The organism is Streptomyces sp. SS7 (genome assembly GCF_037993025.1).
In the GTDB taxonomy this organism is placed as follows: Bacteria; Actinomycetota; Actinomycetes; order Streptomycetales; family Streptomycetaceae; genus Streptomyces.
The window spans coordinates 75,446-101,850 of record NZ_CP141223.1; the positions used below are offsets into that span (position 1 = coordinate 75,446).

16 protein-coding genes and 1 pseudogene are annotated in these 26,405 nt (G+C 71.2%); 10 read left to right on the forward strand and 7 right to left on the reverse strand.

Annotation, left to right across the window (positions count from 1 at the left end):
• Nucleotides 1-110 precede the first annotated feature (110 nt).
• Nucleotides 111-1,766, forward strand: a complete 1,656-nt coding sequence (locus U5640_RS00350; RefSeq protein ID WP_340384846.1) for a fatty acyl-AMP ligase — start codon at nt 111-113, stop codon at nt 1,764-1,766.
• A 45-nt stretch (nt 1,767-1,811) separates the two neighbouring features.
• The gene (locus U5640_RS00355) at nt 1,812-8,549 is read left to right on the forward strand and encodes an SDR family NAD(P)-dependent oxidoreductase (protein ID WP_340373784.1); all 6,738 of its coding nucleotides are present in this window, start codon (nt 1,812-1,814) and stop codon (nt 8,547-8,549) included.
• Here U5640_RS00355 and ccrA read toward each other — a convergent pair whose 3' ends face one another.
• Nucleotides 8,550-9,869, reverse strand: a complete 1,320-nt coding sequence (gene ccrA, locus U5640_RS00360) for a crotonyl-CoA carboxylase/reductase (protein WP_340384848.1) — start codon at nt 9,867-9,869, stop codon at nt 8,550-8,552.
• A gap of 504 nt (nt 9,870-10,373) precedes the next feature.
• Here ccrA and U5640_RS00365 point away from each other — a divergent pair.
• Nucleotides 10,374-10,727 carry an Ig-like domain-containing protein gene (locus U5640_RS00365; protein WP_340373785.1) on the forward strand — a complete coding sequence of 118 codons (354 nt, stop codon included), beginning with the start codon at nt 10,374-10,376 and terminating at the stop codon, nt 10,725-10,727.
• Between the two features lie 76 nt (nt 10,728-10,803).
• A complete protein-coding gene (locus U5640_RS00370; RefSeq protein WP_340373786.1) occupies nt 10,804-10,962 on the forward strand; it encodes a hypothetical protein in 159 nt (52 codons plus the stop codon).
• Nucleotides 10,963-11,153: 191 nt separating this feature from the next.
• On the opposite strand, the gene U5640_RS00375 is transcribed toward U5640_RS00370, so the two are convergent.
• Complete coding sequence (locus U5640_RS00375) at nt 11,154-11,900, reverse strand: IPT/TIG domain-containing protein (protein WP_340373787.1); 747 nt, start codon at nt 11,898-11,900, stop codon at nt 11,154-11,156.
• A 771-nt stretch (nt 11,901-12,671) separates the two neighbouring features.
• Nucleotides 12,672-13,484, reverse strand: a complete 813-nt coding sequence (locus U5640_RS00380; RefSeq protein ID WP_340373788.1) for an IPT/TIG domain-containing protein — start codon at nt 13,482-13,484, stop codon at nt 12,672-12,674.
• A gap of 1,053 nt (nt 13,485-14,537) precedes the next feature.
• On the opposite strand from U5640_RS00380, the gene U5640_RS00385 reads away from it, so the two are divergent.
• Nucleotides 14,538-15,557 (forward strand): IPT/TIG domain-containing protein, encoded by a 1,020-nt coding sequence (locus tag U5640_RS00385; RefSeq protein WP_340373789.1) that lies wholly within the window; start codon nt 14,538-14,540, stop codon nt 15,555-15,557.
• A gap of 130 nt (nt 15,558-15,687) precedes the next feature.
• Here U5640_RS00385 and U5640_RS00390 read toward each other — a convergent pair.
• From U5640_RS00390 to U5640_RS00400, 3 genes and pseudogenes are all read right to left on the reverse strand, one after another.
• Nucleotides 15,688-16,934, reverse strand: a pseudogene (locus tag U5640_RS00390) (IS701 family transposase); the annotation flags it as partial.
• Between the two features lie 230 nt (nt 16,935-17,164).
• Entirely contained in the window at nt 17,165-18,256 is a 1,092-nt protein-coding gene (locus U5640_RS00395; protein ID WP_340373790.1) for an IS630 family transposase, read from the reverse strand.
• A 271-nt stretch (nt 18,257-18,527) separates the two neighbouring features.
• Nucleotides 18,528-18,716, reverse strand: a complete 189-nt coding sequence (locus tag U5640_RS00400) for a hypothetical protein (protein WP_340373791.1) — start codon at nt 18,714-18,716, stop codon at nt 18,528-18,530.
• A 1,546-nt stretch (nt 18,717-20,262) separates the two neighbouring features.
• Here U5640_RS00400 and U5640_RS00405 point away from each other — a divergent pair.
• Nucleotides 20,263-20,733, forward strand: coding sequence for an IPT/TIG domain-containing protein (locus U5640_RS00405; RefSeq protein ID WP_340373792.1), 471 nt, complete (start codon nt 20,263-20,265; stop codon nt 20,731-20,733).
• Nucleotides 20,734-20,871: 138 nt separating this feature from the next.
• Here U5640_RS00405 and U5640_RS00410 read toward each other — a convergent pair whose 3' ends face one another.
• Entirely contained in the window at nt 20,872-22,134 is a 1,263-nt protein-coding gene (locus U5640_RS00410; protein ID WP_340373793.1) for an MFS transporter, read from the reverse strand.
• Between the two features lie 38 nt (nt 22,135-22,172).
• Here U5640_RS00410 and U5640_RS00415 point away from each other — a divergent pair, with 38 nt between their 5' ends.
• The 4 genes from U5640_RS00415 to U5640_RS00430 all read left to right on the forward strand — a co-directional run bounded on the left by U5640_RS00415 (nt 22,173) and on the right by U5640_RS00430 (nt 26,363).
• Nucleotides 22,173-22,748: a CGNR zinc finger domain-containing protein gene (locus U5640_RS00415; protein WP_340373794.1), complete on the forward strand. Its 576-nt coding sequence runs from the start codon at nt 22,173-22,175 to the stop codon at nt 22,746-22,748.
• Nucleotides 22,749-23,181: 433 nt separating this feature from the next.
• Entirely contained in the window at nt 23,182-24,027 is an 846-nt protein-coding gene (locus tag U5640_RS00420) for a 2-amino-3,7-dideoxy-D-threo-hept-6-ulosonate synthase (protein WP_340373795.1), read from the forward strand.
• Nucleotides 24,028-24,080: 53 nt separating this feature from the next.
• Nucleotides 24,081-25,181 carry a 3-dehydroquinate synthase II gene (locus tag U5640_RS00425; RefSeq protein ID WP_340373796.1) on the forward strand — a complete coding sequence of 367 codons (1,101 nt, stop codon included), beginning with the start codon at nt 24,081-24,083 and terminating at the stop codon, nt 25,179-25,181.
• 6 nt (nt 25,182-25,187) lie between these two features.
• Nucleotides 25,188-26,363 carry an FAD-dependent monooxygenase gene (locus U5640_RS00430; RefSeq protein WP_340373797.1) on the forward strand — a complete coding sequence of 392 codons (1,176 nt, stop codon included), beginning with the start codon at nt 25,188-25,190 and terminating at the stop codon, nt 26,361-26,363.
• Nucleotides 26,364-26,405 lie beyond the last annotated feature (42 nt).

Genomic DNA, 26,405 nt, shown 5'->3' on the forward strand with positions numbered 1-26,405 from the left:
CTGCTGAATGAAGGTTTGGTGAACACGTGCCGTCACTGGTGACTGAAACCCTCGGCCACAATCTCGCCCATGTCGCGGCTCTCACCCCGGACGAAACAGCCGTCACCTTTGTGGACTACGGGGCCGGCTCCGGTGAGGTCACCTCGCTGACCTGGAAGCAACTCGAAGAACGGGTCCGTACCGCTGGGGCAGGAATTCGGAGATTCTGTGCCAGTGGTGAGAGAGTCGCGGTCGTTGCTCCGCAAAGCCTGGAATACGTGGTCGGCTTCCTCGCGGCGGCGTGTTCGGGTGCCATCGCCGTGCCTCTGTTCCTGCCTTCTCTGCCAGGACATGAGGAGAAGCTCGCGGCGGTTCTGAAGGACGCGGCTCCCGCACTTCTTCTGACGGTCGAAGAGCAGCGCTCTTCTCTCCTGGAGTACTGCGCGCAGCAGGGAATCGCCCCCGCCTGCCGTATCGTTACGGAGACGGATCTGCGGAACTCCGCTGCGGGTTCCGGTTCCGTGTTCGACGGTCTCGATCCGCACGGCGTGGCATACCTGCAATACACATCGGGCTCCACCCGTATTCCGTCGGGTGTGGAGATCACCCATGCCAATGTGTGCTCCAACGCCCGTCAGGCGCTCGAGGCGTACGACCTGGGCCGAGGCCGCAACTGCACGGTGGGATGGCTGCCGCTCTACCACGACATGGGGCTCGTGCTGGCCGTCGCCCTGCCGGTCCTCGGTCATCTGCCCTCCGTCCTCATGGACCCGCTGGCGTTCATCCAGCAGCCGGCACGCTGGCTGCAGTTGCTGTCGCGGTACCCCGGTGCGCTGACCGCGGCGCCCAATTTCGCCTACGACTACTGTCTGCAGCGCATGGACGAGAAGGACCGCGCCGGTCTCTCGCTGGGATCGGTCGCGGCGATGGTCAACGGCAGCGAACCCGTCTCGGCTCGCACGCTCGAGCGTTTCCAGACGGCGTTCGCGTCCGCGGGCATGAGGCGTACGACCATGCGTCCCTCGTACGGGCTGGCGGAGGCGACCGTGTTCGTCTGTGCTTCGCCCGTCGGGGAAGAACCCACCGTCGCGTCCTTCGACAGGGAGGCTCTGGGGCGCGGGATCGCCCGTGCCGTCGACACCGCGGAGGAGGGGACGGCCGTCGAAGTGGTGGCATGCGGCCGCACGACCGGTCAGGAGGCGGCGATCGTCGATCCGGCGACGTGCCGGCGCCGCCAGGACGGGCTGATCGGTGAGATCTGGCTCCGCGGCCCCAATGTCGGCCGCGGCTACTGGGGCCGTGAGCAGGAGAGCGCGGCCGCGTTCGGCGCGGTCGTCGAGGGCGAGGACGCCGGCACGGCGTGGCTGCGCACCGGGGACCTGGGGGTGTGGCACGACAAGCAGCTCTACGTCACGGGACGGCTGAAGGACCTGGTGATCATCGATGGGACCAACCACTATCCGCACGACATCGAGGAGACGGTCCACCAGGCGCATCCGGTCATCCGCCCCCACTACGTCGCCGCGTTCGCCGTGTCCGCTCCCGAGGGCGAGCGGCTGGTCGTCGTGGCGGAACACGGACGGGACGTGGACCCCGGGCGGATCGCGCCGGCGGAGGTGACGCGTGCGGTGCGCAGCGCGGTCGCCGCTCGGCACGGCGCGGCGGTGCACGACTTCGTTCTCGTGGCGCCCGGCAGCATCCCTCACACGACCAGCGGCAAGGTGGCCCGTAGTGCATGCCGGGAGCAGTACCTGACGAACGCTTGGACCACCACCAGCGAGGCGTAGGCGTACGCCCCGGGGCATCGCGAGAGCGCGGGCAAGGAGAGACAGATGGAAGCGGACAGGGAAGCAACCGGGGCATCCGGGCGGCGGCCGGTCCCGCCCGGTGAACTGCGGGCAGTTCTGCGCCAGCTCATCACTGATGCCTGCGGGGTGCCGGAGGAGGAGATCGACGATCTCCGTCCTCTCGTGGACTACGGGCTGACGTCGCGTGCTGCCGTCTCTGTGGCGGGCCGGCTGGAACACGTACTGGATGTGTCGCTGCCCGCCACACTGTTGTGGGAGACCCGGACGATCGAGCAGCTCGTGCGGCGGCTGGGCGCGGTCGAGGACGTGTCGTGGGAAGAGCGGCGCGAAGACGAACGGCAGTCGCAGGGACGTGATCCCCTCGCTCTTGCGGCTGCCGTTGCCGATGACGGCGGCTCTCCCGGCGGGCCCTCCCGGGAGGCGCACCCCGTCGCTGTGATCGGCCTCGGCTGCCGGCTGCCGGGAGGGGTGAGCGGCCCGGAGGCGTTCTGGAAGCAGCTCGTGGCGGGGAGGGACTTCGTCGGTGCGGTGCCCGCCACGCGCCGGCGGGCGTTCGGGTCCGGTGCTCTGTTCGGTACGTCCGTCGAAGAGGTCGTGGGAGAGGGTTCCTTTCTCGACGACGTCGAGGCCTTCGACGCGGACTACTTCGGCATCACCCCGCGTGAGGCGGAAGTGATGGATCCGCAGCAGCGCCTGCTCCTGGAGGTGGCCTGCGAAGCCCTGGACCATGCCGGCCGGCCGGCTCATTGCGTCGAGGGAAGCGACACCGGGGTGTTCGTGGGTCTCAGTGCCCTCGAGTACGGCCACCTCACCACGGCGGATCCCTTGCGCCTCACTCCGTGGACCAGCACCGGTGCGGCGGGAAGCATCGCCGCCAACCGGCTGTCCTATCTGCTCGACCTGCACGGCCCGAGTGTGACCGTCGACACGGCCTGCTCGTCCTCGCTGGTAGCGGTGCACCAGGCGTGCGTGAGTCTGAGCCGGGGCGAGTGCGACACCGCTCTGGCGGCAGGGACGAACGTGCTGCTGCTGCCGGCCGTCACGGCGTCGTTCGAGCAGGCCGGGGCGCTGGCGGCGGACAGGCGGTGCAAACCGTTCGACGCGGCGGCGGACGGCATCACACGGGGCGAAGGGTGCGCGGTCGTCGTCCTGAGGCGGCTCGCCGACGCACAGCGCGACGGTGACCGGATCCTGGCCGTCATCAAAGGCACGGCGGTCAACAGCGACGGCCGCTCGGCCGGCCTGATGGCACCCAATCCGGCGGCGCAGGAGGACCTCCTGCGCAGGGCCCTGGGCCGTGCTCGCGTCGACGCCGGCAGCATCGACTACGTCGAGACGCACGGGACCGGCACGCTCCTGGGCGATCCCATGGAGGCCGGCGCGCTCGGCGCCGTCATGGGCCGGGGCAGGCCCGCCGGTCAACCGCTGCTCATCGGCTCGGTGAAGAGCAACCTGGGCCATCTCGAGGGGGCGGCGGGGATCGTCGGCCTGATGAAGACCGTGCTCGCGCTGCACCACCGCCGGATCCCGCAGAATCTGCACTTCCGCACGCCCAACCCGCACATCGACTTCACCGGCCTCCGGCTGCGCGTGGTCTCGGCCCCCACGGCCTGGCCCGAGCGGGAGGGGCACCCTCCCCGGGCCGGGGTGTCGGCCTTCGGTTTCGGGGGCACCAACGCCCACGCCGTGCTCGAGGCGGCACCCGCCGCCCCCTGCGCGGTGTCCGCGGAGGCGGAAGACGTCACGGCGGGGTCCCGGAGCCCCCATGTGCTGGTCGTGTCGTCGCGGTCCGGACACCGCATCGCGGACGCGGCCGCCGGGCTGGCCCGGCTGGCGGCTTCGGACCACGCGCCGCCCCTGAGGGACCTCGCGCACACGCTCGCCCTCCACCGCAGGGGTCACACGTGTGCCGCCGTCACCGCACGCACCCATGAGGAGGCGGCCCGCCTGCTGGCGGCTGTCGCCCGCGGGGAGGACGGCCCGGGAATCGTCGCACCGTGCACCGACCGGCCCGCGGTGCGGGCGTCGGAAAGCCGCCGGCCCGTCTTCGTCTTCTCGGGTCACGGCTCCCAGTGGCGGGGGATGGGGTGGCGCCTGCTGCAGGAGGACGCACTGTTCGACGCCGCGGTGCGGGACCTCGACCCGGTCTACGCGGAGGCGACCGGTCACTCCCTGCGGAGCCTGCTCGACGGTTCGTCGGGCGCCGGTGTGGACCACGTCCAGCCCCTGCTGTTCGGTATGCACCTCGCGCTGGCCCGGACCCTGGAGGCGTACGGCGTGCACCCGGCCGCCGTGATCGGGCACTCCGTCGGGGAGGTGAGCGCGGCGGTCGCTGCCGGTGCGCTCAGCGCGGCCGACGGTCTGCTCGTCGTTCTGCGGCGGTCGGCGCAGCTGGCCGCCGTCGACACCGGGGGCGCCGGCGCGATGGCGGCGGTCGAACTGGACGTCGAGGAACGGGCGTCGGTCCTGGTGCGGTTCCCCGGTGTCGAGATCGCCGTGCACTCCTCTCCCCGCAGATGCACGGTGACGGGCCCGGCCCAGGGGGTGCGCCGTCTGGTCGACGAACTGGCCGCCGAGGGCCGGCTGGCCCGGCTTTTGGACGTGGGCGGAGCGGGACACTCCCCGGCAGTGGACGCCGTCGTACCGGCGCTGCGTGAGGCTCTGGGCGCGCTTCGTCCGGGCCGGGCCGAGGTGCCGTGGTACACCACGGTCCTCGACGATCCGCGAGCCACCGTCCACGCCGACGCCGACTACTGGTGCGCCAACGTCCGCCGTCCGGTACGTCTGCAGCAGGCCGTCGACGCCGCCGTGGCGGACGGCCTCGATCTCTTCGTGGAGGTCTCCCCCCATCCCATCGCTGTTGTCGCCGTGCGGGAAACCGTCGAGGCGGCCCGGGGCGCCTCGCACGCGGTGGTCGTGCCCACCCTGGACAGGCGGGGGGACGAACCGGTCGACCTGCGCACCGCGCTCACCCGGCTGCACTTCGCGGGGGCGGGTGCGGACGAGAGCCGTCTGTGGCCCGCGGGTGCTCGCGTCGCGCTCCCCAGTCCGGCCTGGCGCCATGGTCGCTACTGGTTCGGCCGTGGGGGTGCCGCGGGTCCCCGCGGGGTGTCGGGCCGGAGCCTGCTCGGGGTGCGCACCGACGATCCGCGGACGGACGCCGTCCTGTGGCAGACCGACCTCGGTGCGTGCGGCATGCACGCCTTCGAACGTCCCCTCCACGGACAGCCGGTGCTCAACCTGGCCGCGGCCGCCGCCCTTGTGACGGCGGCTGCCGTGGAGGTCCAGGGGCACGACGCCGTGACGGACCTGTGCCTGGACGACCTCGTCGTCGAGGCGTGGCTTCCCCTGGGCACGAGCACGCCCGTCACCGTCGTGTGGGAACCCGCCGGGGAGCGTGCGGCCGTCACGGTCAACGCCCGTGCCGCGGACGGCAGCTGGCGCTGCCACGCGTCGGCGCAGGTCGACACCCGCCCCCCGGCGGCGCGGGGGGACGTCTTGGGCGCGGATGCGCCGCCGGTCGTCGTCGGCCGATGGGCCCCTGCCGAGACCGAGGCCGCAGCCGTGGCCGGCGAGGGGGTTGTGCCGGGGTACGAGGCCCTCCTCACGGCGCTTCTGTACGCGCCGGCCCAGGGCGGGGCGGACACGGCACCGGGGGCGCCGCTCGGCGCTGCGTCCCCCCACACCGTCCCTGTCGCCGTGCGCCGTCTGCGTATCCGGCACCTCACGGCTGCCGAGCCGGTCACCATCGAGGCTTTCCCGGCGGCACCGGGGCCCGGGCGGGCCGGGAGCGGCCCGGACGCGGACCCGGTCTGGGACGTCGTGGCACGCGGAACGCGGACCTGCATCACCGCCCGGGGCGTGGAACTGCGTTCCCCCGGCCCGGGCGAGATCCGCAGGCCGCTCGAAGCGCTCAGCTACGACATCCAGTGGCAGAAGTCTGCCGTTCCGCTTCCCGAAGAGCTCGGCAGCGTCCTTCTTCTGGCAGACGGGCCCGCGGCCGGCGACGGCGACGGCGGGGTGGCCGCTCTGGGCGCGGCGCTGCGCGGGAAGGGGGTGCGGACCGCGGTCTGTGCGAGCTCCTCCGCCGACACGGCACGATGTCTCGAGGACTGGCTGGAGCGTACGGGTCAGGACGGCAGGCGGGCCGCGGTGCTGCTGCTGACCGGCCCGCCGGCCGGTGCCGGCGACGCCCGTGCGCTGCACACGGCCGTCAGGATCGCGCGACGGCTCGTGTCCGGCGTGCCCGGAGGGCGCCAGCCACGGCTGTGGATCGTCACCGAGCGGGCCCGGGCCGTGAACCCGGGAGAGACGGGGGAGCCGAACCTGGCCTGTCTGCGCGGCCTGGTACGCGCGCTGGCTCTGGAGCACCCCACCTTGCGGGCAAGCCTGGTGGACCTCGACGGCTCGCTCGGATCGGGCGAGGAACTCCTTCAGGAGCTGTTGGGCAACAGCCCCGAGGACGAGGTCGTCTGGAGGACGGGGAGCAGGCTCGTCGCCCGCCTCGCTCCCGCCGAGCTGACGGCGCAGCAGTACGAGATCCCCTTCGTCCGCCGGAAGGGTGCCTACATCGTCACGGGTGGCCTCACGGGGCTCGGGCTGGCGACGGCTCGCCGCCTGGCCGGACAAGGAGCGGGCCGGCTTGTCCTCAACGGCAGGCGGCCGCCCGCGCCGCAGGCCCAGGAGGTCATCGGTGAGCTGCTCGCCCACGGGACCTCGGTCGCCGTCGTGCGGGGAGACATCGCCGACCCGGGGGTGGCTCCGCGTCTGGTGGAGGCAGCGCTCGGCGAGGGCCACGAGCTGCGCGGCGTCGCCCACTGCGCGGGCCTTCTCCACGACCGGATGCTCACCGACGTCGAGGCCGACGACATCGACACCGTGCTCCGTCCGAAGGTGACCGGCGCACTGCGCCTGGAGGAGGCGCTGGACGGCCACGACATCGACTGGCTGGTGTTCTACAGTTCGGCGGCCGCGCTGCTCGGCTCCCCCGGCCAGTCGGCCTACGCCGCCGCCAACGCGTGGCTGGACGCCATGGCGCAGCGCCGCAGGGCCGAAGGGAAACCGGCCGTGTCCATCGGGTGGGGGCCCTGGAGCGAGACCGGTGGCGTTCGCGCCGGCCGGGCCATGGCGCTGCGGTCCCTGACCATGAGCGAGGGGCTGGACGCCCTGCAGACCCTCGTCGTCCACCATCGGACGCACACGGGTGTGGCTCACTTCGACACCGAACGGGTGCTGGGGGCGTTTCCGGGGGTGTCCGACATCCCGTTCTTCGCGGACTGCTTCCAGGACGGCGGCGCCCCGGCGGACGACTGGGTGGGTCCCGACGGCATCGGGGCGCTCGGTGACGGTGCCGCCGGGAAGGTCTACCAACGGCTGGTCGAGCGGACCGCCACGCTCATGGGCTTGGGTGCGGCGGACATCGACCGGTCGGTGCCGCTTCCCGAACTCGGCCTCGATTCGCTGATGGCGGTGCGTGTCCGCAACGCCGCCCGGCAGGACTTCGCCATCGATCTGCCGCCGGATCTCATGCTGCGGGGCGCGTCGCTCGAGGAGATCGGCGAGGCCGTCCTCGAACGCCTCGGGCTCGAGCGGGACGGGGGGCAACCGCCCGGCGCACCGGCGAAGGAGACGGTGCAAGAGGCGAGCGCGCCTTCGCTGCCCGTGCTGCCGTCCTCGATCCAGCCCCGGGACGCCGCCGAGCGCCTGGTGGCCGGGGCCTGGGCCGAAGTACTGGGCACCCGCCCGGCAGACGTGTTCACCGACTTCGCCTCGGCGGGCGGGGACCGGCGCTGGGCCGGGAGTCTCCTCGAGGCGATCCGCGGCCGTCTGGCGGGAGCCCCCCTGGATCTCACGGCGGAGTCGTTGTTCGCGGCGCGGACGCCGGCCGGCATGGCGGAGCTGATCCGGCCGGCGGTCAACCCGGCCGGCAGGTCCCCCGTCACCGTCCTGCGGCCCCCCTGCGCGGGCTCCGGCGGGCGCCCGCTGTTCACCTTCCACCCGGCCGGCGGCCCGACGTCGGTCTACCGGCCGCTGACTCAGCTCCTGCCCTCCGACCAGGCCGTGTACGGCATGGAGCGGCTCGACGGTGTGGACACGATGGAGGAGAAGGCGGCGCACTACGTCCGCCTCATCAGGGAGCTGCAGCCCGCCGGGCCCTACCGGCTGCTCGGCTGGTCGTTCGGTGGCTGTCTCGCCTACGAGTCGGCCCGGCAACTGGCCGAGGCGGGCGAGCAGGTCGGCTTTCTCGGCCTCATCGACACGATCCTGCCGGCCGCGCTTCCCGACCTCGACTCCGAGGAGATGCTCCTCGAACGGTTCGGACGATTTGCCGAGTACATCGAGAAGACCTACGGGAGGAAACTGCAGCTGCCCTACGACGAGCTTGCGGCGACCCCCGACGAGCGGCAGATCGATGTCGTCATGCGCCTGGTGGCCGAGGTGGGTCTCGACATGAGCCCGGGAATCATGGAGCACCAGCGGACGTCGTACATCGACGCGAGAGTCGGCGAGCGCTACACGCCGCGGCCCACCGACGCGCATGTGGTGCTGTACCGGGCCCAGCAGGCGCAGCCCCTGACCACTGCTCTGGACCCGCGGTATCTGAGGTCGGAGGCGGATCTCGGCTGGGCGCCGCTGTGCCCGTCACTGGAGATCGTCCCGGTGGAGGGCGACCATCTCTCCCTCATCGATCCGCCGCATGTGGCCGCCATCGCGCGGCATCTCGTGAGGAGACTCGCAGGGGCGGCCGGCCGGGGGGAGTAGTCAGCCGCGGAAGGCGTGCAGCCGCTTGTCGTCGATCCGGGACCGTGCGCCCGGATCGGTGACACCCAGCCCGGGCCGGGGCGCGAGGCACAGCACTCCCACCTTGCCGATGTGCTGGTTGGTCTGCACGCTTCGCGCGGCGGCCGCGACGTCGTTCAGCGGGTAGGTCCTGGACAGGGTGGGCACCAGGTGGCCCAGGGCGAGGAGCCGGTTGACCTCCCACTGCTCGTGGAGGTTGGCGCCGTGGCTGCCGATGATCCGCTTCAGGCGCATCCAGAGGTACCTGTTGTCGTAGAGGTGTTCGTAGCCTGTGCTCGATCCGCAGGTGATGATGGTGCCTCCGCGCCGGGCGAGGAAGACGGATGCGGCGAATGTCTTCTGGCCGACGTGCTCGAAGACGATGTGCGGGTCCTCTCCGACAGCCGCGCGGATGGCCTTTCCCATTGTCTTCCAGCCTTCCGGCCGCTGCAGAAGTGTGGGGTCTCCCCCGTCGATGTCGGTGCGGTTGATGACCGCTTCGCAGCCCAGTGTTCTCAGTACGCTCGCCTTCTCGGCGGAATTGACGACGCCCACGGGGATGCCCCCGCCGTTGAGGACGAGCTGAACGGCGTAGGCGCCCAGGCCGCCCGTCGCGCCCCAGACGAGGACGACGTCTCCCTGCTTCATCCGCGCGCCGCGTTCGCTGACCAGCATGCGGTAGGCGGTGCTCGCACACAGCGGGTTGACCGCCGCCTCCTCCCAGCTCAGAGCGGCGGGTTTCGGCATCAGCTGGCTGGCCCGTACGACGGCGTAGTGGGCCAGCCCGCCGAAGTTGGTCTCGAAGCCCCAGGCCTTCTGTCCCTCACCGAGCATCCCGTCCCGATGGGTGTCATGGTCCTGTTCGTCGACGTAGGCGGGTGAAATCACGACGTGGTCGCCCACTTTCCACTTGCGTACGGACGATCCCGTGCGGACGACGACTCCTGAAGCGTCGGAACCGACGACGTGGTAGGGGAGGTCGTGACGTGCCTCCCAACCGCCGTTCCTGCCCAGCTGCCGCAGGAACTGGAAGGTGGGAACCGGCTCGAACATAGCGGTCCATACCGTGTTGTAGTTGATGGAGCTCGCCATGACAGCGACCAGTGCCTCGTCGGGCGCCAGCTCCGGCATGGGTACCTGATCGACGAGAAGGGACTTGCGCACGTCCTTGTCTTCCACGGACCGGAAGATGTCGGTGTCTTCCTTTCGGACCACGGCCGCGGGGAAATAGTCCGGCAGGGGAAGGGACTCCAGGACCGCAGCATCGGCACCGGCGAGGACCGCATCGGACAGGGACTGCATCATGACTCCTTTGTCGGACACTCAGGCGTTCACTGTGGCTGCTCTCCAGCAAGCATTTACTTCGCCGGTCACGCAACCGCAGGAGCCGGCCGCAGGGCGGGCGCCGAACGGAAGAACGCGGGTCGGAGCTTCGCTTTCCCTCCGTCTGCGTCCCTGCCGCTGCCTCGAAGGGAGCAGTGCGCGGCGTCCGCGGCCGGCCCGTGGCCGCGGACGCCGCCGGTTCCTGCAGGCACCGCGGCCCGGGACCGCCGCTCTTGACCCAGTTGGCGCATCTTGGACCAAGATTAATGATATGTACTGATATAAACACGCATGGTCGCCTAGCGTGAGGTCATCCAGAAAACATCCAGCACGGACCAGGACAAAGGGAGTTGACTCGTGATGCGTAGACGTCCCCGTGACAGGTGGGCAGGGGTCACAGCAGCGGCCGTGGCGGCCGTGATGGCCGTTGCCTCCCCGGCGGCGGCCGCCCCGTCGGCCACGAGCGTCACTGCAGCTCCCGCGGTGGCTTCGATCGGAGCTGCGGTCGAGCTGACCGCGACGGTCACCTGTGCCTCCGATCCGGGCGGCGGTCTGGGGATGACGTTCTTCGACGGCGCCGACCTGCTGGGCACGGTGGCCGTCGCGGCGAACGGCCAGGCACGGTTCACCGCCTCGTTCACGGCACTCGGCACGCACACGATCACCGCTGCCTACAACGGCAACGAATCCTGCGACGCCTCCAGCGGCACGGCACCCGTGTCGGTCTCGGCGGCGCCCGTCACCCCCACCGTGCCCCCCGGGCTGTGCCTGCTCACCTGCGGAGGGCTGCTCGGCTTCGTGGTCGGGGACATCCACAACAACATCATCATCGGCTGAGGACCCGGGGGGCGGGCCGACGCGGGGGCGGGCCGACCAGGTCCCCGGACGGTTTGGCCGCGGACCGGGCCGGCGGATGAACCGCGCCCGCTCCTGGCGCCGTTGTGCCCGTGCCGGGACCGCGCCGCTGCACGCACTGCTGCCGGGGAAGCGCCCTCTTGCGGCCGCCGGGCAGGGCATCCCCGCGCACGGCACGCACGGTTCGCCGGCCGGCACCACCACCGCCGTGACGTGACCGCGCCGGCCCGGGGACCGCTGCTTGTCCGTCCCCGCCCCGCGGCCCCGTCCGCCGCCCGCAACGGCCCCCGGGACGACCGCTGCCCGCCTGCGGGGCCGTGGGGCCGTCACAGGCGGGCGCGTCACAGGCGGGCGCGTGACAGGTCCTGTGCACCGGGGCAGGACGCGAACCTGTCGCAGGGGGAGGGATCAGATGCCCGGGCCTGCCACGTAGGTGTAGGCACCGGCTGCGGTGTCCGATCCGGCGGCGTTGGTCACGACCACGTCGACCGCTCCCGCGGTGCCGGGCGGGGTGACCACCGACAGCGTGGTGGAGTTGATCACGGCGAACGGTGCGGGGACGCCGTCGAAGGTGACCGATTCGGTGCTGTCCAGGTTGGTTCCGGTGACCGTCACCGCGGTCCCGCCCGAGGTCGGGCCCGAGGTCGGGCTGAGGGTTCCGATCGTGGGGACGTCGACGTAGACGTAGGTCAGCCCGTTGTTGCTCCCCCCGGCGGTGGTGACGCTCACCGACACCGGCCCTGCCGCCGCGCCCGCGGGAACCGTGACGGCGAGTGAGCTGTCGGAGACCACCGTGGGGGTGGCGGTTGCTGCGCCGAAGGAGACACTGGTCGCGGTCGACAGGCCGGTCCCCGTGACGGTGACGGTGTTGCCGCCGGCCAGCGGACCCGAGGACGCGCTCAGGGACGACTTGAACGGGGCGCCGACGTAGAAGAACGGCACCGGATTGCTCGTGCCGCCCGGGGTCTTGACGGTGATGCCGACGGTCCCGGTTCCCGACGGGGAGACCGCGGTGACCTGGGTCGGCGAAACGTTGGTGACGTTCGTGGCGGGCTTGCTGCCGAACATCACGGCGCTGGTGTTGGCCAGGTTCGTGCCGGTGATGGTCACCAGGGTCCCGCCTCCCGTGGAACCCTGATTCGGAGAGATCGGCATGGAACACTCCTCGCTGGTTGGGTGGGACGTGCGAGGAACCGGCGGAACAGCCGATGACCGCGACGAGCCTCACAAGCCTCTCGCGCCTGTCCGGCGTGATGCGCATTGCATAGACCGGGAAAAGAAGAGCCCCTTGCCCCCCATTCAGGAGTGCACTGCAGGCATGGGGAGGGAATCCGGCATATACATGCCCGCCTCATTCTTCCCCCGGCACGGGGATGGGCGGCCCGCCGGTTCACATTCTTAATTGACTCACGCGCCCAATCGGGTGACAAGACGCAGTTGACTCCATTCACCTGAACGAGTTAACCGCCCTTGCGGGAGTTCAGGTTCTTGCGGTCGGCCGGGAGGGGCGAAAGGTATGCCCGGGGAAGGATCGGCCCTGCTCACGCCGGAGGCGCGGCGACACGGCCGCCCGGCGGCAGCCTGCGGCGTCCGCCGTGCAGACGGCCGTCCTCGCGTGCGTGCGGCCCGCGCCGCGGGGATTGTCCGCCGGCCCGGCGGAGGCGACCGGGTGTGCCGCATTCTTCTTCACCGCTCCGGCTTTTGGCCGTTCGACGCGGGGACCGGCGAATTCTGCCCGGTTTTCCGCGCCATGCCGTTCCGGGCGGCCGTCAGCCGTTCCGGGCGGCCGTCGATCCCATGCCGTCCGTTCGCGCTCCGCTTTCCGCAAAGGACACCGAAACCCGCGAGACGGGCCGGGACGGCACACGCCACGATGATGCCCGCACACGAAGTGCGGGCATCATCGTGGCGTGCGGCTTTCGTCGATCACACGTAGGTGAAGCCGCCCGTGACGCTGGCCGAGCCTGCCGGGGTGGTCACCACCACCGCGGCGTTGCCGGCCGTCCCGGCCGGTGTGATGCCGGCGAGTACCGTCCCGGTGGGGTCGACGATGACGTTGGTCGCCGCGACTCCTCCGATGGTGACGGCGGCACCTGTCAGATGGGAGCCCGTGATGGCGAACGGCGTGCCGCCCGCGGCGGGGCCGGAAGCCGGCGTGATGGCCGTGACCGTGGGCACGGCCGGCCCGACGTAGGTGAAGCCGCCGGGTACGGTCGTGGTGCCCCCCGCAGTCGTCACCTGGACGGAGACGAGGCCCGCGGCATGAGCAGGAGTCACGCCGGTGAGGATGACTCCGCCGATCACGTTCACGCCGGTGGCGGGGACTCCGCCGAAGGTGACCGAGGCGCCGGCGAGGTTGGCGCCGATGATCGTGAAGGGTGTGCCGCCCTCGACCGGCCCGGTCACCGGGGTGATCGCCAGCGCGATGGGCGCCGGCGTCACGGGGGGCACGTAGGTGTAGTGGGCCGGCGTGCTCGCCCCGGCCGGGGTGGTGACGACGACGGGCACGTTGCCCGCGGCGTGCGCAGGGGCGATGACGGTGAGCAGGATCCCCAGGGGGTCCTGCGCGACGATGGTCGCGGGCACGCCGTCGAAGGTGACGGAGGTCGCCCCGCCCAGGTTGGTGCCGATGAGGAGGACGACGTTGCCTCCGCTGGTCGGTCCGAATCCCGGGACGGCGGCGATCAGGGTCGGCTGCGTCAGGATCGGGGGGAGGGGGAACAGGGTGGCGACAGACATGGTTGTCTCCTTCTGGGGTTCGGATGAGGGGGCGCCGCGGCCGTGCTCCACGGCCGTGTGTGGGAGAGCACCGCAAGGGGCCCCGCGCCGTACGCGGTTGCGGTGACGGACACCGAAGCCGCGTGTGCAGGCCGGCCATGAGGCAGACGGCGCAGAACTGCCGCGGTCGCTACGGCTGGCGTTCTCGCTGCTCGGGCGGCGCAGCTCCTGCGCGAGCTCGCCGTGAGGAACCGGCGGAGCCGTGTCGCGCTGTCCGGCTGAATGGGCGAACCGCCGGTGTCTCCAGTGATCCATACGGGTGAAAGAAAGAGCAAGGGACAGAACCGAACATCGCCCGTATGGCGGAGCGCGCGCATGAGGAGCCGGAAGCGACGGGCGCGCGGCCCGATCCGGGCGGTCCCCTCGCACACGCCCCCCGGGCTCCGCCGTGGCGGTGCGTCACCCGTGGGCCCGGCCACCAGGTCTGACGCCGTGCCGCGTTCGCTTCCCCAGCCACGGACAGCTCCGCTGCGTGGCCGCCGCGTCGCGACGGCCACGGCGTGGGCGCTGGTGCCGCCGCGTCGCGACGGGTGCACGCCCCGCGCGCCCGGGACGGCCCCGAGGGACGGGGCCGGGCCCCGCCCCGGTGCCCCCGCGCAGGGCCGGCCCGGCCGCGGCGGCGGACACAGCGCGGCCCCGGCAGCCGGGCACGGAGGGCGGCGGACGTTACTCCGTGCGGGTGAGTGGGCGCCGCTGCCCCTTGTTCCGGGCACGGCCCCTGTGGGTCACTACTGCTGGAGAACGTGCGGGACCCACCCGGGCGGGCCGGCGCCGGCCCGCCTCGTGTCGGTGCGGACTGCACGGCGCGGCCGCACCGACCGGCCCCGAGGTGCAGACGACCCCGCCACCACCACGGCGAGTGGCGTGCCGGGCTCCGCTCCGCTCCGGCTTCTCCCGCCGCAGACATGACGCACCGCGAACGGGGCATCCCGGTCAGCCGGACAGCCCTCGGCACAGCCGCCTGCCTTTGAACCTTCGTCCCCGCCGTCTTCTCAGTCTCCCTAGGAGCCCTTGATGCCTCCCGTGGTCACGTCGGTCAGCCCCACGCAGGGACCCACCTCCGGAGGAACAACCGTCACCATCACCGGTACCAGCCTGACGGGCGCCACTGCCGTACGCTTCGGCTCGGCCAACGCTTCCTCCTACACCGTCAACTCCTCCACGCGGATCACCGCGGTCACCCCACCGGGAGGCGCGGGGGCCGTCCCGGTGACCGTGGTGTCCCCCAGCGGGAGCAGCAATACGACGGTCAGCTTCACCTACACGGTCGTCCTGCCCTCGGTGACCGGCGTCTCGCCCGTCTCCGGCCCCACCAGCGGCGGTACCGCCGTCACGCTGACGGGTGCGAACCTTTCCGGTGCCACGGCGGTGCGCTTCGGCGCTGCCAACGCCGCCTCGTTCACCGTGACTTCGCCGACGCAGATCACGGCCGTCTCGCCCCCCGGGTCTCCCGGCGCGGTGCCGGTGACCGTGACGACACCGGCCGGCACCAGCGCGGCTTCCCCGGGGGCCTACTACTTCTACGCCCCGGCCCCTGTGCTGTCGGAGATCTCCCCCGGTGCCGGGCCGGCCGCCGGCGGCGCAAGCGTCACCCTGAGCGGGCAGAACCTCTCGAACGCCACAGCGGTGCAGTTCGCCACGTCCGGTTCCGTCTTCACCGTCCTGTCGTCCACGGAGATCGTGGCAACAGCACCGCCGGGACTGGGGACGGTATCGGTGACGGTGACCACGCCGGGCGGGTCCAGCAACCCGCTCGCCTACGCCTACGTGTCCGCCCCTGTGCTCACCGCCGTGTCGCCCCCCACCGCAGGCGTGTCCGCAGGAACCGTGGTGACCCTGACGGGCACCGGCCTGACGACCACTACGTCCGTGACCATCGGCGGCGCGGCAGTCGCCTTCGTGGTGCTCTCCGACAGCCAGCTGACTGCTGCGGTACCGGCGGGCCCGCCCGGCGCGGCCGCCATCGAGGTCACCACCGCCGCAGGCACCGCGCCCGCGCTCGTCTTCCACCGGGTGGAACCGCCCGGCATCTAGCAGTGCTTGGTCAGGTGGGTATCGGTTCTGGCATGTCGCGGTGACAGGTGGGGCAGGCGCCGGTCCAGACCGCGAGGAGTAACTGCAGTTCACGGGCGACCCGGTAGAGGCTCAGGCCGGCGCCGTCTCTTTTTGGGGACCGGGTGATGCGCTGGAGGGTGCAGAAGGCGTGCGCGACGGAAGACCCGGATGACGTGGTGGTGCCAGCCTCTCCAGGTGCGGCCCTCGAAGCGGGCCAGGCCCAGGACCTGCTTCATCTCGCGGTAGTCGTGCTCGATACGCCAGCGCAGCTTCGCGGTGCGCACAAGGGCGGCCGGCGGGATGTCGGCGGGCAGGCTGGACCGCCAGAACTGCACGGGTTCGGCCTCAGTGGCGGGCCATTCGGCCAGCAGCCAGCGCACCGGCAGCTCCGGGCCGTCGCAGGCCTTGCGGATCTCGCGTCCGGCGGGCCTGATCCGCAAGGCCACGAAGCGTGAGTACATGCGCTTGAGGCCGCTGCGGCCGCTGCCCGGGCGGGAAGGCTCCCGCCCGGGCAGCGGCCGGGCGGCCCGCTTGCCGGCCTCGATGACCAGCTTCTTCACTGCCCGGGCCGGGTCGGGGTAGACAGGCTGAGGCCGGGGACCGCGACCGCCGCAGGGCGGGGTGTGCAGCTGTGCTGGTTCCGGCCGGGCGGTGGTCGTGGCGGAGATCCCGACCACGCAGGAGAGCCCACGCTCTTCCAGACCGAGGCGGAAGGCGGCGGCATCGCCGTAGCCGCCGTCAGCGACGACGAGCGGGATGTCGATGCCCCACGACTGCGTCTCGTCGATCATGTCCCGGGCCAGCTGCCACTTCTCGACATGGCCGACCTCGGCCGGGATACCGCACGTGTCCCGGCGGGCCACCTTGAGCGGATCGGCCTTCGGCGAGGCGGGATCCCAGCTCTCGGGCAGGAACAGCCGCCAGTCCACGGCCGCCGACGCCCGGTCCGATGCCAGATGCAGCGAGACCCCGGCCTGGCAGCTGGTGACCCTGCCCGCGGTGCCGGTGCACTGCCCGGCCACACAGGCAGAGGCATCACCGTCCTTGAGGAAGCCGGTATCATCCACGCTCAGCGAGGTCGGCTCGATCACCTGCTGCATCCGCCACGCCAGACCGGCCCGCACATACGCCGCGCCCCACGGGCTGGAGGTGATGAAATGGGCCAGAACCTGCCCGTTGCCGTCCTCACCCAGCCGTGCGGCCATCGGCTCCACCCACTCGCGCCGCGTCCAGCAGCAGCCCCCGCAGATACACCTCGCCCCACCGGCGCTGACCCGGCCGCGCGAACAGCTCGAACATCTCCGCCGCGAAGTCCTCCAGATCACACCGGACCGCAGCCAACTCCCCACCCAGCACACCCGGTCAACAACACACCCGATCAAACGGACACGCCACCGGCGAATAAACCTGACCAAGCCCTACTAGGGGGTGTTGCGAAAATCCTGTGCGGTGCCCGCGGTGTCCGGCGCGTGCTCTCGGAGTGCCGGACGAAAGCCCTCGTACTGGACGTACTCGGGATTTCGGCCGGTGCGCCGAGAGGGCGTGCCAGGCGCCGTGGGTGCCGTGCGGGACTCTCGCAACACCCCCTAGTGTCCTGAGTCTTTGATTCGATTCAGATATCCGGTGAGGCGTTCGAAGATCTCGTCAGCGGTCTTCGTCCAGACGAAGGGCCTCGGGTTGTCGTTCCAGTCGGCGATCCAGGCCCGGATGTCCTTCTCCAGGGCTTGGACGTTCCTGTGGACGCCACGCCGTATCTGCTTGTCCGTCAGCAGTGCGAACCAGCGCTCCACCTGGTTGAGCCAGGACGAGCTGGTCGGGGTGAAGTGCATGTGGAACCGGGGATGGGCCAGCAGCCACTTCTGGATCGCGGGCGTCTTGTGGGTGGCGTAGTTGTCGCAGATCAGGTGGACGTCGAGATGGTCTGGGACCTCCTTGTCCAGCTTGGCCAGGAACTTCTTGAACTCCACCGCGCGGTGCCGGCGGTGGAGCGAGCTGATGACCTCGCCGGTGGCCGCGTTCAGGGCGGCGAACAGGGTCGTCACGCCGCCGCGCAAGTAGTCGTGGGTGCGGCGCTCGGGCATGCCCGGCATCATCGGCAGCACCGGCGCCGACCGGTCCAGCGCCTGGATCTGTGACTTCTCGTCCACGCACAGGACGATGGCCCGCTCGGGCGGGTCCAGGTACAGGCCGACAACGTCGCGGACCTTCTCGATGAACTGCGGGTCCTTGGACAGCTTGAAGGTGTCCACCAGGTGTGGTTTGAGGCCGAAGGTCCGCCAGATCCGCGAGACGGTGGACTGGCTCAGGCCGCTGGCCGCGGCCATGTCCCGTGTCGACCAGTGCGTGGCGTTCTTCGGAGTGGTCTCCAGGGTCCGCACGACCACCTCCTCGACTTTCTCGTCGCTCACCGTGCGGGGCGGGCCGGGCCGCGGCTCGTCCGACAGACCCTGGAGCCGGTCGGCCGCGAACCGCTTACGCCACTTGGCCACCGTGACCGGGTGGACCCCAAGCTCCATTCCCACCGCGGTGTTCGAGCCGCCATCAGCACACGCGAGTACGATCCGGCACCTCAACGCCAGAGCCTGCGAGGACGTTGCCCGCCGTGACCAGCGCAGCAGCGTCTCTCGCTCCTCATCCGTCAGAACCACCTCGACCGTCGGCCGACCCATACGCGCCATGAGCCCAGCCTACTTCTGTATCGAAATAAAGACTCATGACACTAGAAGCATCCTGAAGATCGTGAAATCGCGCCCGACTTGCACCGGTTCATAGTGATTGACATTTACTGGCAATCCGGGGCGAGTCAGGCGGCCGGAGCAAGATCTTCATCAGACTCCTAGGCGTGCTTCGCCAGGTTCCGGCTCCGGTTCTGCGAGCCGTGCCGGCCTGGACGCTCACCGGGCGGGCCGCGTCACCGCCCCCGGGCCTGTGTCACCCGGCAGGAGCCGGTCAGCCGTTGTTCCCGGCGGCCGGAGCCGCGCCGCCGGCCGCCGGTGCCACGCCGGACGGTGCTCTGAAACGGAAGATGTGCCGCAGAAGGTCCACCGTGCTCGATTCCCCCAGGACGCCCGGGCCGTCGTCGGCCGCCGCGGCCGTGCCGGCGCAGTGCCGCCGTCCCGGTCCGGCATCTGCGGTCATGAAATCCACTTTTCTTCCCTTTCGCCGACCGGGGAGCCAGGGCTTCGTCCAGTCCGCCCGGGCTCCACGACAGGATGCCAGCACGGGAGCAGCCCGCCCCGGGGCGACACAGCGTTCCGCTGAACAGAGTTGCCGCCGAGGACGGTTACGGCCGGCGGCTTCGCGTGCCGGAGAGACCGGTCGGACCGGGCGCAAGAAGGCCGGCAGGTGCCGTGAACGGTGAGGGAAAGGGGGCGTCCGGAACGGCGCGGCGCCCCCCCCTGCCGTCGGGGAAGGACGAGCGTGCATGCCCGGGCAGACCCCTCTCGGCGCAGGGCATGTCCGCGCCTGTCCTCGACAGGGCCCATACGGCCCGGGGCCGGTGCGTGGCGCAACACCGCCTGACGCGGCAACCAACCAGTCGGTGCCACACGAGTGACACCGACTGGCGATCCAATACCTCCCGGGAGTGCCCATCGCAGCTCCGGCAGGGCCCTGCAACCCCCTACCCCTTCTGGCGGTCGAAAGCCGTACCGAAGTCGCGTCCCCCGGGAGGATGGGCTGCCCACCGGTTGGATATTTCCAGTGACGCAGCATCTGACATATGCCGCAAGGGACAGGAGGGATCGTCACTCCATTGGCGGGGCGTACGGGCGGGGCGCTTTCCGTACCGGTCAGGCACGGCCGCGGGCGCACCGCCAGACCCCCTGCCTGCACCCCGTCCGCGACAAAGGCCTGACGCGCACCGGGCCCCCGGCAGCCGTCCCGGGGCAGAAACCGGCCGGGACCGACGGGCCCCCGGGGCCGACGGGCCCCCGGGGCCGACGGGCCGACCGGCACGGCCCGGCCACGGACAGGCCGCGCCCGGGCCGCGGGTGACGCATGACGGGCCGCTACGGGCAGAGCGCCTCCCCCGCAACCGGGCAGGACCAGCGGCACAGGGCGGCGGCGCCGGACCGGCAGCAGCCCGCACGGGCCCGGACAGCCGGGAGGCACGGCCCGGAGCAGACCGGGACCGGACCGGAGTGCGGCCCCGCCCCGGGTTCTGCCGCGCGGGCCCCGGGCATCCGTTCCGGAATTCCGGCCCCCCTCACCCGATCAAGTGATAACGGGGAACACTCATTGTCATCACCCTGCCCGGGTGATCAGCTACTGCCATCTCAGGTATCGAGCACTGGCGGGGCGCCCATCCTTACCAGCCGACGTGGAAGGAGCCGGCGTGCCCGGCATCACAGCTGACGTCCCCCACCGGAGCCGACCACCGGTGGGACAAGCACCACCGCCCCGGGCACCGGACCCGGCACGTCCGTCCCCACAGTGCTGCGCGGCGACGACTCGGTACCCTTCACCGTGCTGAACAGCACCACCCCCACGCTGAAGACACCCCCCAGGCCGCCACCAACGCCCAGAACGGCGTCGCCGTGCCACCGGGCACGGCCACAAACCGCCGCGTCGACCACACGACACCGACGGTACCGGCCGTCACAACCATCCACCCCCCTCCCCACCAACCAGCGACGACACCCAGCCGACGATCACAGGCCATGGATTCACCGGTGCCACCGCCGTGGTCGCTGGCAACCTGCCCGCGCCGGCTTACCCGGCCACCGCCGACACCACGACCCTGGCGACGGCCCCGGCGCAGGCCACCGGCACCGTGACGGTCAACGCCACCACGAGTGCGGACACCGGCACGGGCGGCAGTCTCACCTACCTCGCCCCGGTACTGCCCGCGGCCACCGGGATCAGTCCCTCCTCCGGCCCGACCGGGGACGGCACGCTGCTGGCCATCACCGGCAGCGGCTTCACCGACACCACCGCCGTCCTGATCGTCGGCGTCCCCGCCGCAGGCTTCACCGTCGACGACGACACCGCCATCACCGCCATCACCGCCCCCGCTCCCCCGGGCGGGATCACCGGGCCGGCCGCGGTGACGACGAAGGGCGGCACCGGCATCGGCGGCGCCCTCGCCTATCTGGGTCCCGTCCTGCCCGCCATCAGCACCGCACAGCCGCACCCGACCAACACGACCCGGTGAGCACTCTCCATCACAATGATCATCCCTACGCACTCACACCCCACGAGCCGGGCACCAACCCGGCCATGACCCACGTCGACGCACGGCCGCGCCGTCAGGGACAGGACCCCGTCTCGTCCGGTGACCGCCCCACACCGCCTACGACTTCGGCAAAGACCGGCAGCCCGGAGCGGAGCGGGCAGAGCGGGCAGACGCCTCCCCCACCACGGCCAAACGGCGTACGCCTCGGTCGGCGGCCCCCGACGGGATGGCGAAGAAGCCCAGCGCGGCGAGGGCCGCCGCGCCCGCTGCGAGAGCCAAGGCGCCCGGAAGGGAGCAGGTCGCCATGGGTCCGGCAACCGCCGCCCCCAGGGCGAAGCCGGTGATCTTCAGGCTGGCGCCGGTGGTGAAGACCTGGCCGCGCAGGGGTTCCGGAGCCTCCCGGTGGCGGACGGCCAACAGGGCGGTCAGTTGGGGACCTTCGCCGGCCCCTGCTATGAGTACGGCCACGATGAGCGCCATGGGTGACCCCGTGGTGGCCAAGGCCAACGCGACAGCCTGAACCAGGGCGCTGGTCCAGATGATCGTGTCGGGGGCGACTGCGCGCGGAAACCAGGCGAGTACGGCGTTGGCCACCAGGGCGGAGACCGCCGTGCAGGAGAGCAGCACCGCGCCACGGCCGGCTCCGCCCAGGACGCGTTCGCCCAGGAGCGGGATGCACGCCGTCAGCATGCCCTGGGACACGCAGGAGACGATGGAGGCGAGGGTCGCCCGGGCCAGTGAGGGTCTTGCGACGATGATCCGTATCCCGGCAGCGAGGTCGCTGATCACCGAGGTCGTGTGAGCTCCCCGCGCCCGGCCGGGAGGGGCGGGCAGCCTCCATGCGGCGGGCAGCGCCAAGGCGATGAGCACCACGGAGACCACCACGGCCGACGGGGCTCCCAGCACCTCCGCCACGCCGCCGGCGAGAGCAGGACCGGCAAGACTCGCCACGCTGAACGTCATGGCGTCGAACGCGTTCGCCCGCTGCAGGTGGTCGCCGAGCACCACACGGGGCAGTTGGGCCGTCCATCCGCCCGACAGGGCAGGCCCCAGCAGCCCTGTCACCACGGCGATCACCATGATGACAGCGAACAGCAATCGGGCGAGTCCCACGAGAATCACTCCCAGCCCCGCCGCATACATGACGAGGGCCCCGGCCAGCAGGCGTCCCGGCCGTCCGGCTCTGTCGAGGAGCACCCCGAGCACCGGTCCGCCTACGGCGGCAGAGACCGTAATGCCCGCAAGCAGCGCCGACGCTTCGACCGTCGATCCCGCCACGGCGAATCCCGCCAGCATCAGCGCAGGGCCTGACATCTCGTCTCCGGCACGGGCTGCCACTGCTCCGGCGAGATAGAAGCGGAGTGAGTAACGCCTTCTCATCACCAAGACGTTACGGAAGTAACTGAAAACTCAGCAAGATGCGTTACATTCCGCAGATGCTCTCCGACAGCGGCGACTGGTCCACCCGGCACTCCGTGCTGACCACGGCTCGACGGACCGCCGCGCTGATCAACGTTCTCGCTGACGACCACCCCGATCCGGCCGGAGTTGCCGACGTGCTCCGCGCCTACGGCGAGACCGAGCCCATCGACCTCACCCCCCGCGATGTCGCCGGGATGCGCGCAGCTGCCACACTGCTGCGGCAGGTCTTCGCCGCCGAGCACGCCGACGGCGCCGCAGCCACCCTCAACCGCCTCCTGCAGGAGCACACCGGACCACTCCGCCTGACCTCGCACGGCGGCAGCACCCCCTGGCATCCCCACCTCGACCAAGACGACAACGCCCCCTGGGACGAATGGCTCCTCGCCTCCTCCTGCATGGCCCTGGCCGTCCTCGTGTGGGACCGCCAACGCCCGCCCGGCAGGATCTGCGCCTCACCCCGCTGCCACAACGTCTTCATCACCCAGGGCAGCGGCCCCGAACGCCTCTACTGCTCCCGCCGATGCGCGACCCGCGAACGAGTCGCAGCCCACCGGCGCTCCCGCTCCACCTGACAACCGAACGAAACCAAGCAGGGCACCCAGCGCCCCACCCAGCATCGCTCGACGAGCTGCTCGACGAGCTGTGACTCCCACAATCCAGCAGGCAGCGGACCCGGCGGGCGAGCTGATGCGGGTCGGCATAGGAGCAGCCGGTGCCGGGCGTCCGCGGCATCCCGGCTGTCCGGGCCCTGACTGCACGTGTCACCAGGGCCGTTCTGGTCGTGGCTGTCTCGCGGACGGCTGTACGGGGCTCGGTTGCGGAGGTTCCGCGAGCATTCCGCGGGCCTGCGGTGAAAGGTAGGTGAACGCGCCAACTCCGGTACGCATGGCCGGAATTCAGGGATATCCCTGAAACGCGCGTGAATCGGTCTCAGCCGGGCCCCGGATATGTACGTTGTGCTTGCTGCTGCCGACCCCCCACCCCTCCTCACTCCCAGGAACGACCATGCACAGTTCAACGAGGGCGTTCAACGGCACGTCATCCGGGCGCAGGACGCGTCTGCTGCGCCTCCACCGGCGCAATCCGCAGCGCATGCTCGTGGTGCCGCTCGACCATCCCCTCTCGGACGGTCCGTTCGCCGCCGGTGGCGCCAACCTCAATCGGCTGGTCGGCCAGTTGGCGACCAACGGCGCGGACGCGGTGGTGCTGCACAAGGGCAGCGTCCGGTTCGTCGATCCCGCCTGGTTCACCCAGACCTCGCTCATCGTCCATCTCAGTGCCAGCACCGCGCACGCTCCCGACCCCGACGCGAAAACCGTGGTGGGAAGTGTCGAGGAGGCTCTGCGGTGGGGTGCCGACGCCGTGAGCGTGCATGTCAACATCGGTTCCCGGGAGGAGGCGCGCCAGATCGCCGACATGGCGAAGGTCGCGGAGGACTGTGACCGCTGGAACGTGCCGCTGCTGGCGATGATGTACCCGCGCGGGCCGCACATCGCCGACCCCCGGGACGCGGCCGTCGTGGCCCACGCGGTGGCCGTCGCCGTCGAGCTCGGGGCCGACGTGGTCAAGACCTACTGCGTCGACTCGGAAGCCGAAATGCTCCGCCTCACGGCGAGCTGCCCGGTGCCGATTCTGGTGGCCGGCGGGCCGAGGCTCACGGACGAAGAGGCGTTGCTGCGTTTCGTGGACACGGCGCTCAGGCGGGGCGCGGCGGGCGTCGCGATGGGACGCAACGTCTTCGAGTCCGCGAATCCCGCGGACACGACGAGGAAACTCGCTCGTCTGGTGCACGGGGACGTGTTCCCCCCGGCCCCGGCCGAGCTGCTCGGACGGGGCACGAGCGCCGTATGACGGCCATACGGCACGGTGTCATCAGTGAAGATCAAGGCAAGGAACGGACAGGTATGAGGCTCACGTGGCTGGACATCCGCACCACCACCGCCAAGGAGGCCGTGCTCGAGGAGGCGGTGCACCAGCGGCTGGACGGCGTCGTGTCGGACAAGCTGGAGGAGCTACAGCAGCTGCCCCCCACCGTGAAGAAGATCCTCTTTCCCCAGGGCAAGAAGCTCCCCAAGGATCTCGGCGGCGCCGACGTGGTGATCGTCGATCCGCGGGAGCACGGCAGCCCCGCGGAACTCGCGGCCGTGCATCCAGGGGTGGACTTCGGCCGGTTCGTGGAGATCATCGACGCGGACTCCCTGGAGGAGGCCTGTGACTCGGCGCGCACCGAGCGGTGGAGCCTGCTGCTCTTCCGTGATCCGACCAAGATCCCGCTGGAGATCGTCATCGCCGCCGCCGCACAGGCCACGGGCAGCCTGATCACCATCGCCCAGGACGCCGAAGAGGCGGAGATCATCTTCGGTGTGCTCGAGCACGGGTCCGACGGCGTGATGATGGCGCCGGCCGCCGTGGGCGACGCCACCGCCCTCAAGCAGGCGGCCGTCGTGCACACCCCGGCCCTCGACCTCGTCGAGCTCACCGTCCGGGCGACGGAGCACGTGGGCATGGGTGAGCGGGCCTGCGTCGACACCTGCAGCTACTTCCGGGAGGACGAGGGGATCCTCGTGGGTTCGCACTCCAAGGGAATGATCCTCTGCGTGAGTGAGACGCACCCGCTTCCCTACATGCCGACCCGCCCGTTCCGGGTGAACGCGGGCGCGATTCACTCGTACACCCTCTCCCGTGACGGACGTACCCACTACCTGAGCGAGCTGAAGTCCGGCAGCAAGGTGATGGCGGTCGACGTCAAGGGGCAGACCCGGCTCGTCACGGTCGGCCGGGTCAAGATCGAGAGCCGTCCGCTGATATCCATCGACGCGGTGTCGGAGGACGGCCGCAGCGTCAACCTGATCCTTCAGGACGACTGGCACGTGCGGGTGCTCGGCCCCGGTGGCGCGGTGCTGAACAGCACCGAGCTCAGGCCCGGCGACCGGGTGCTGGGTTACCTGCCCAGCGAGGACCGGCACGTCGGCTACCCGATCAACGAATTCTGCGTGGAGAGGTGACCCCGGGTGGCTGAGCACAAGCACGGACCACGCGTGGCGATCGTGGGAGCCGGCATCACGGGCCTGACCCTGGCCGCCGCGCTGGACCGGTCCGGCGTCACCTGCGAGGTCTTCGAGCGGGCACCCGGGCTCGGGGAAACCGGTGCCGGCATTCAGCTGGGGCCGAACGCCGTGCGCCTGCTGCACCGGCTGGGGCTGGCCGACGACCTCGCCAAGACGGCGGTGCCGTCGGCCGGGATCGAACTGCGCTCCTGGGAGCGCGGCGAGGTGATCGGCCGCATCCCGCTCGGTGACCGGTGCGAGGAGCGGTTCGGTGTCCCTTACTACCTTCTGCGCAGGTCGGATCTGCACGCCGCGCTCCTGAGGCTCCTCCCTGCGGGCACGGTGCGCCCAGGGAAGGCGTGCGTCGCGGTGGACGAGCACGCGGACGGCGCCGAACTGCGCTTCCTGGACGGCACGGCGGTCGAGGCCGACCTCGTCGTGGGGGCCGACGGCATCCGCTCGGTGGTCCGCGGCTGCCTGACACGCGACGAACCCGTCTACTCCGGGCAGACCGTCTACCGGGGCCTCGCCCCGGCCGACCGCACGCCCTTCCCGGCAGGCGAGTGGGCATCGCTGATCTGGGCGGGTCCGGGACAGCACTTCGTGTGCTACCCCGTGGCGGGCGGTGAGCTCGTCAACTTCGTCGCGACCGTTCCCTCGGGCCGGCAACCCACGGAATCCTGGTCGGAACCCGGCGAGATCCGGGACGTGCTGGAGGCCTACACGGGCTGGGACCCCACGGTCCTGGGTATCGTCGAGGCGACGGACACGGTGACCCGCTGGGCCCTGCACGTCAGGGAATCCGATTTCGCATGGAGCCGGCAGCGCATCACGCTGGCGGGCGACGCCGCCCACCCCATGCTGCCGTTCATGGCTCAGGGGGCCAGCCAGGGCATCGAGGACGCCTTCGCGCTCGCGGCCTGCCTGCGGGACGCGGAGCGCTCCGGGATCCCGGCCGCGCTGCAGCGGTACGAAGCGGCACGCCGGCCGAGAACCGTCCTCGTCCAGCAGCGGTCCAACGACATGATCCGCGTCTTCCACGACCCGGACGCACCCCGGCCGGCGCCGGAGCACGGCGACCTGCTGGACACCGTCTCCTGGCTCTTCGGCCACGACGCCGAGCAGGTGCCCACGACCTGACCGGACGCCCCAGGGCCCCGACCGCTCCGCACTCCCCCGGTT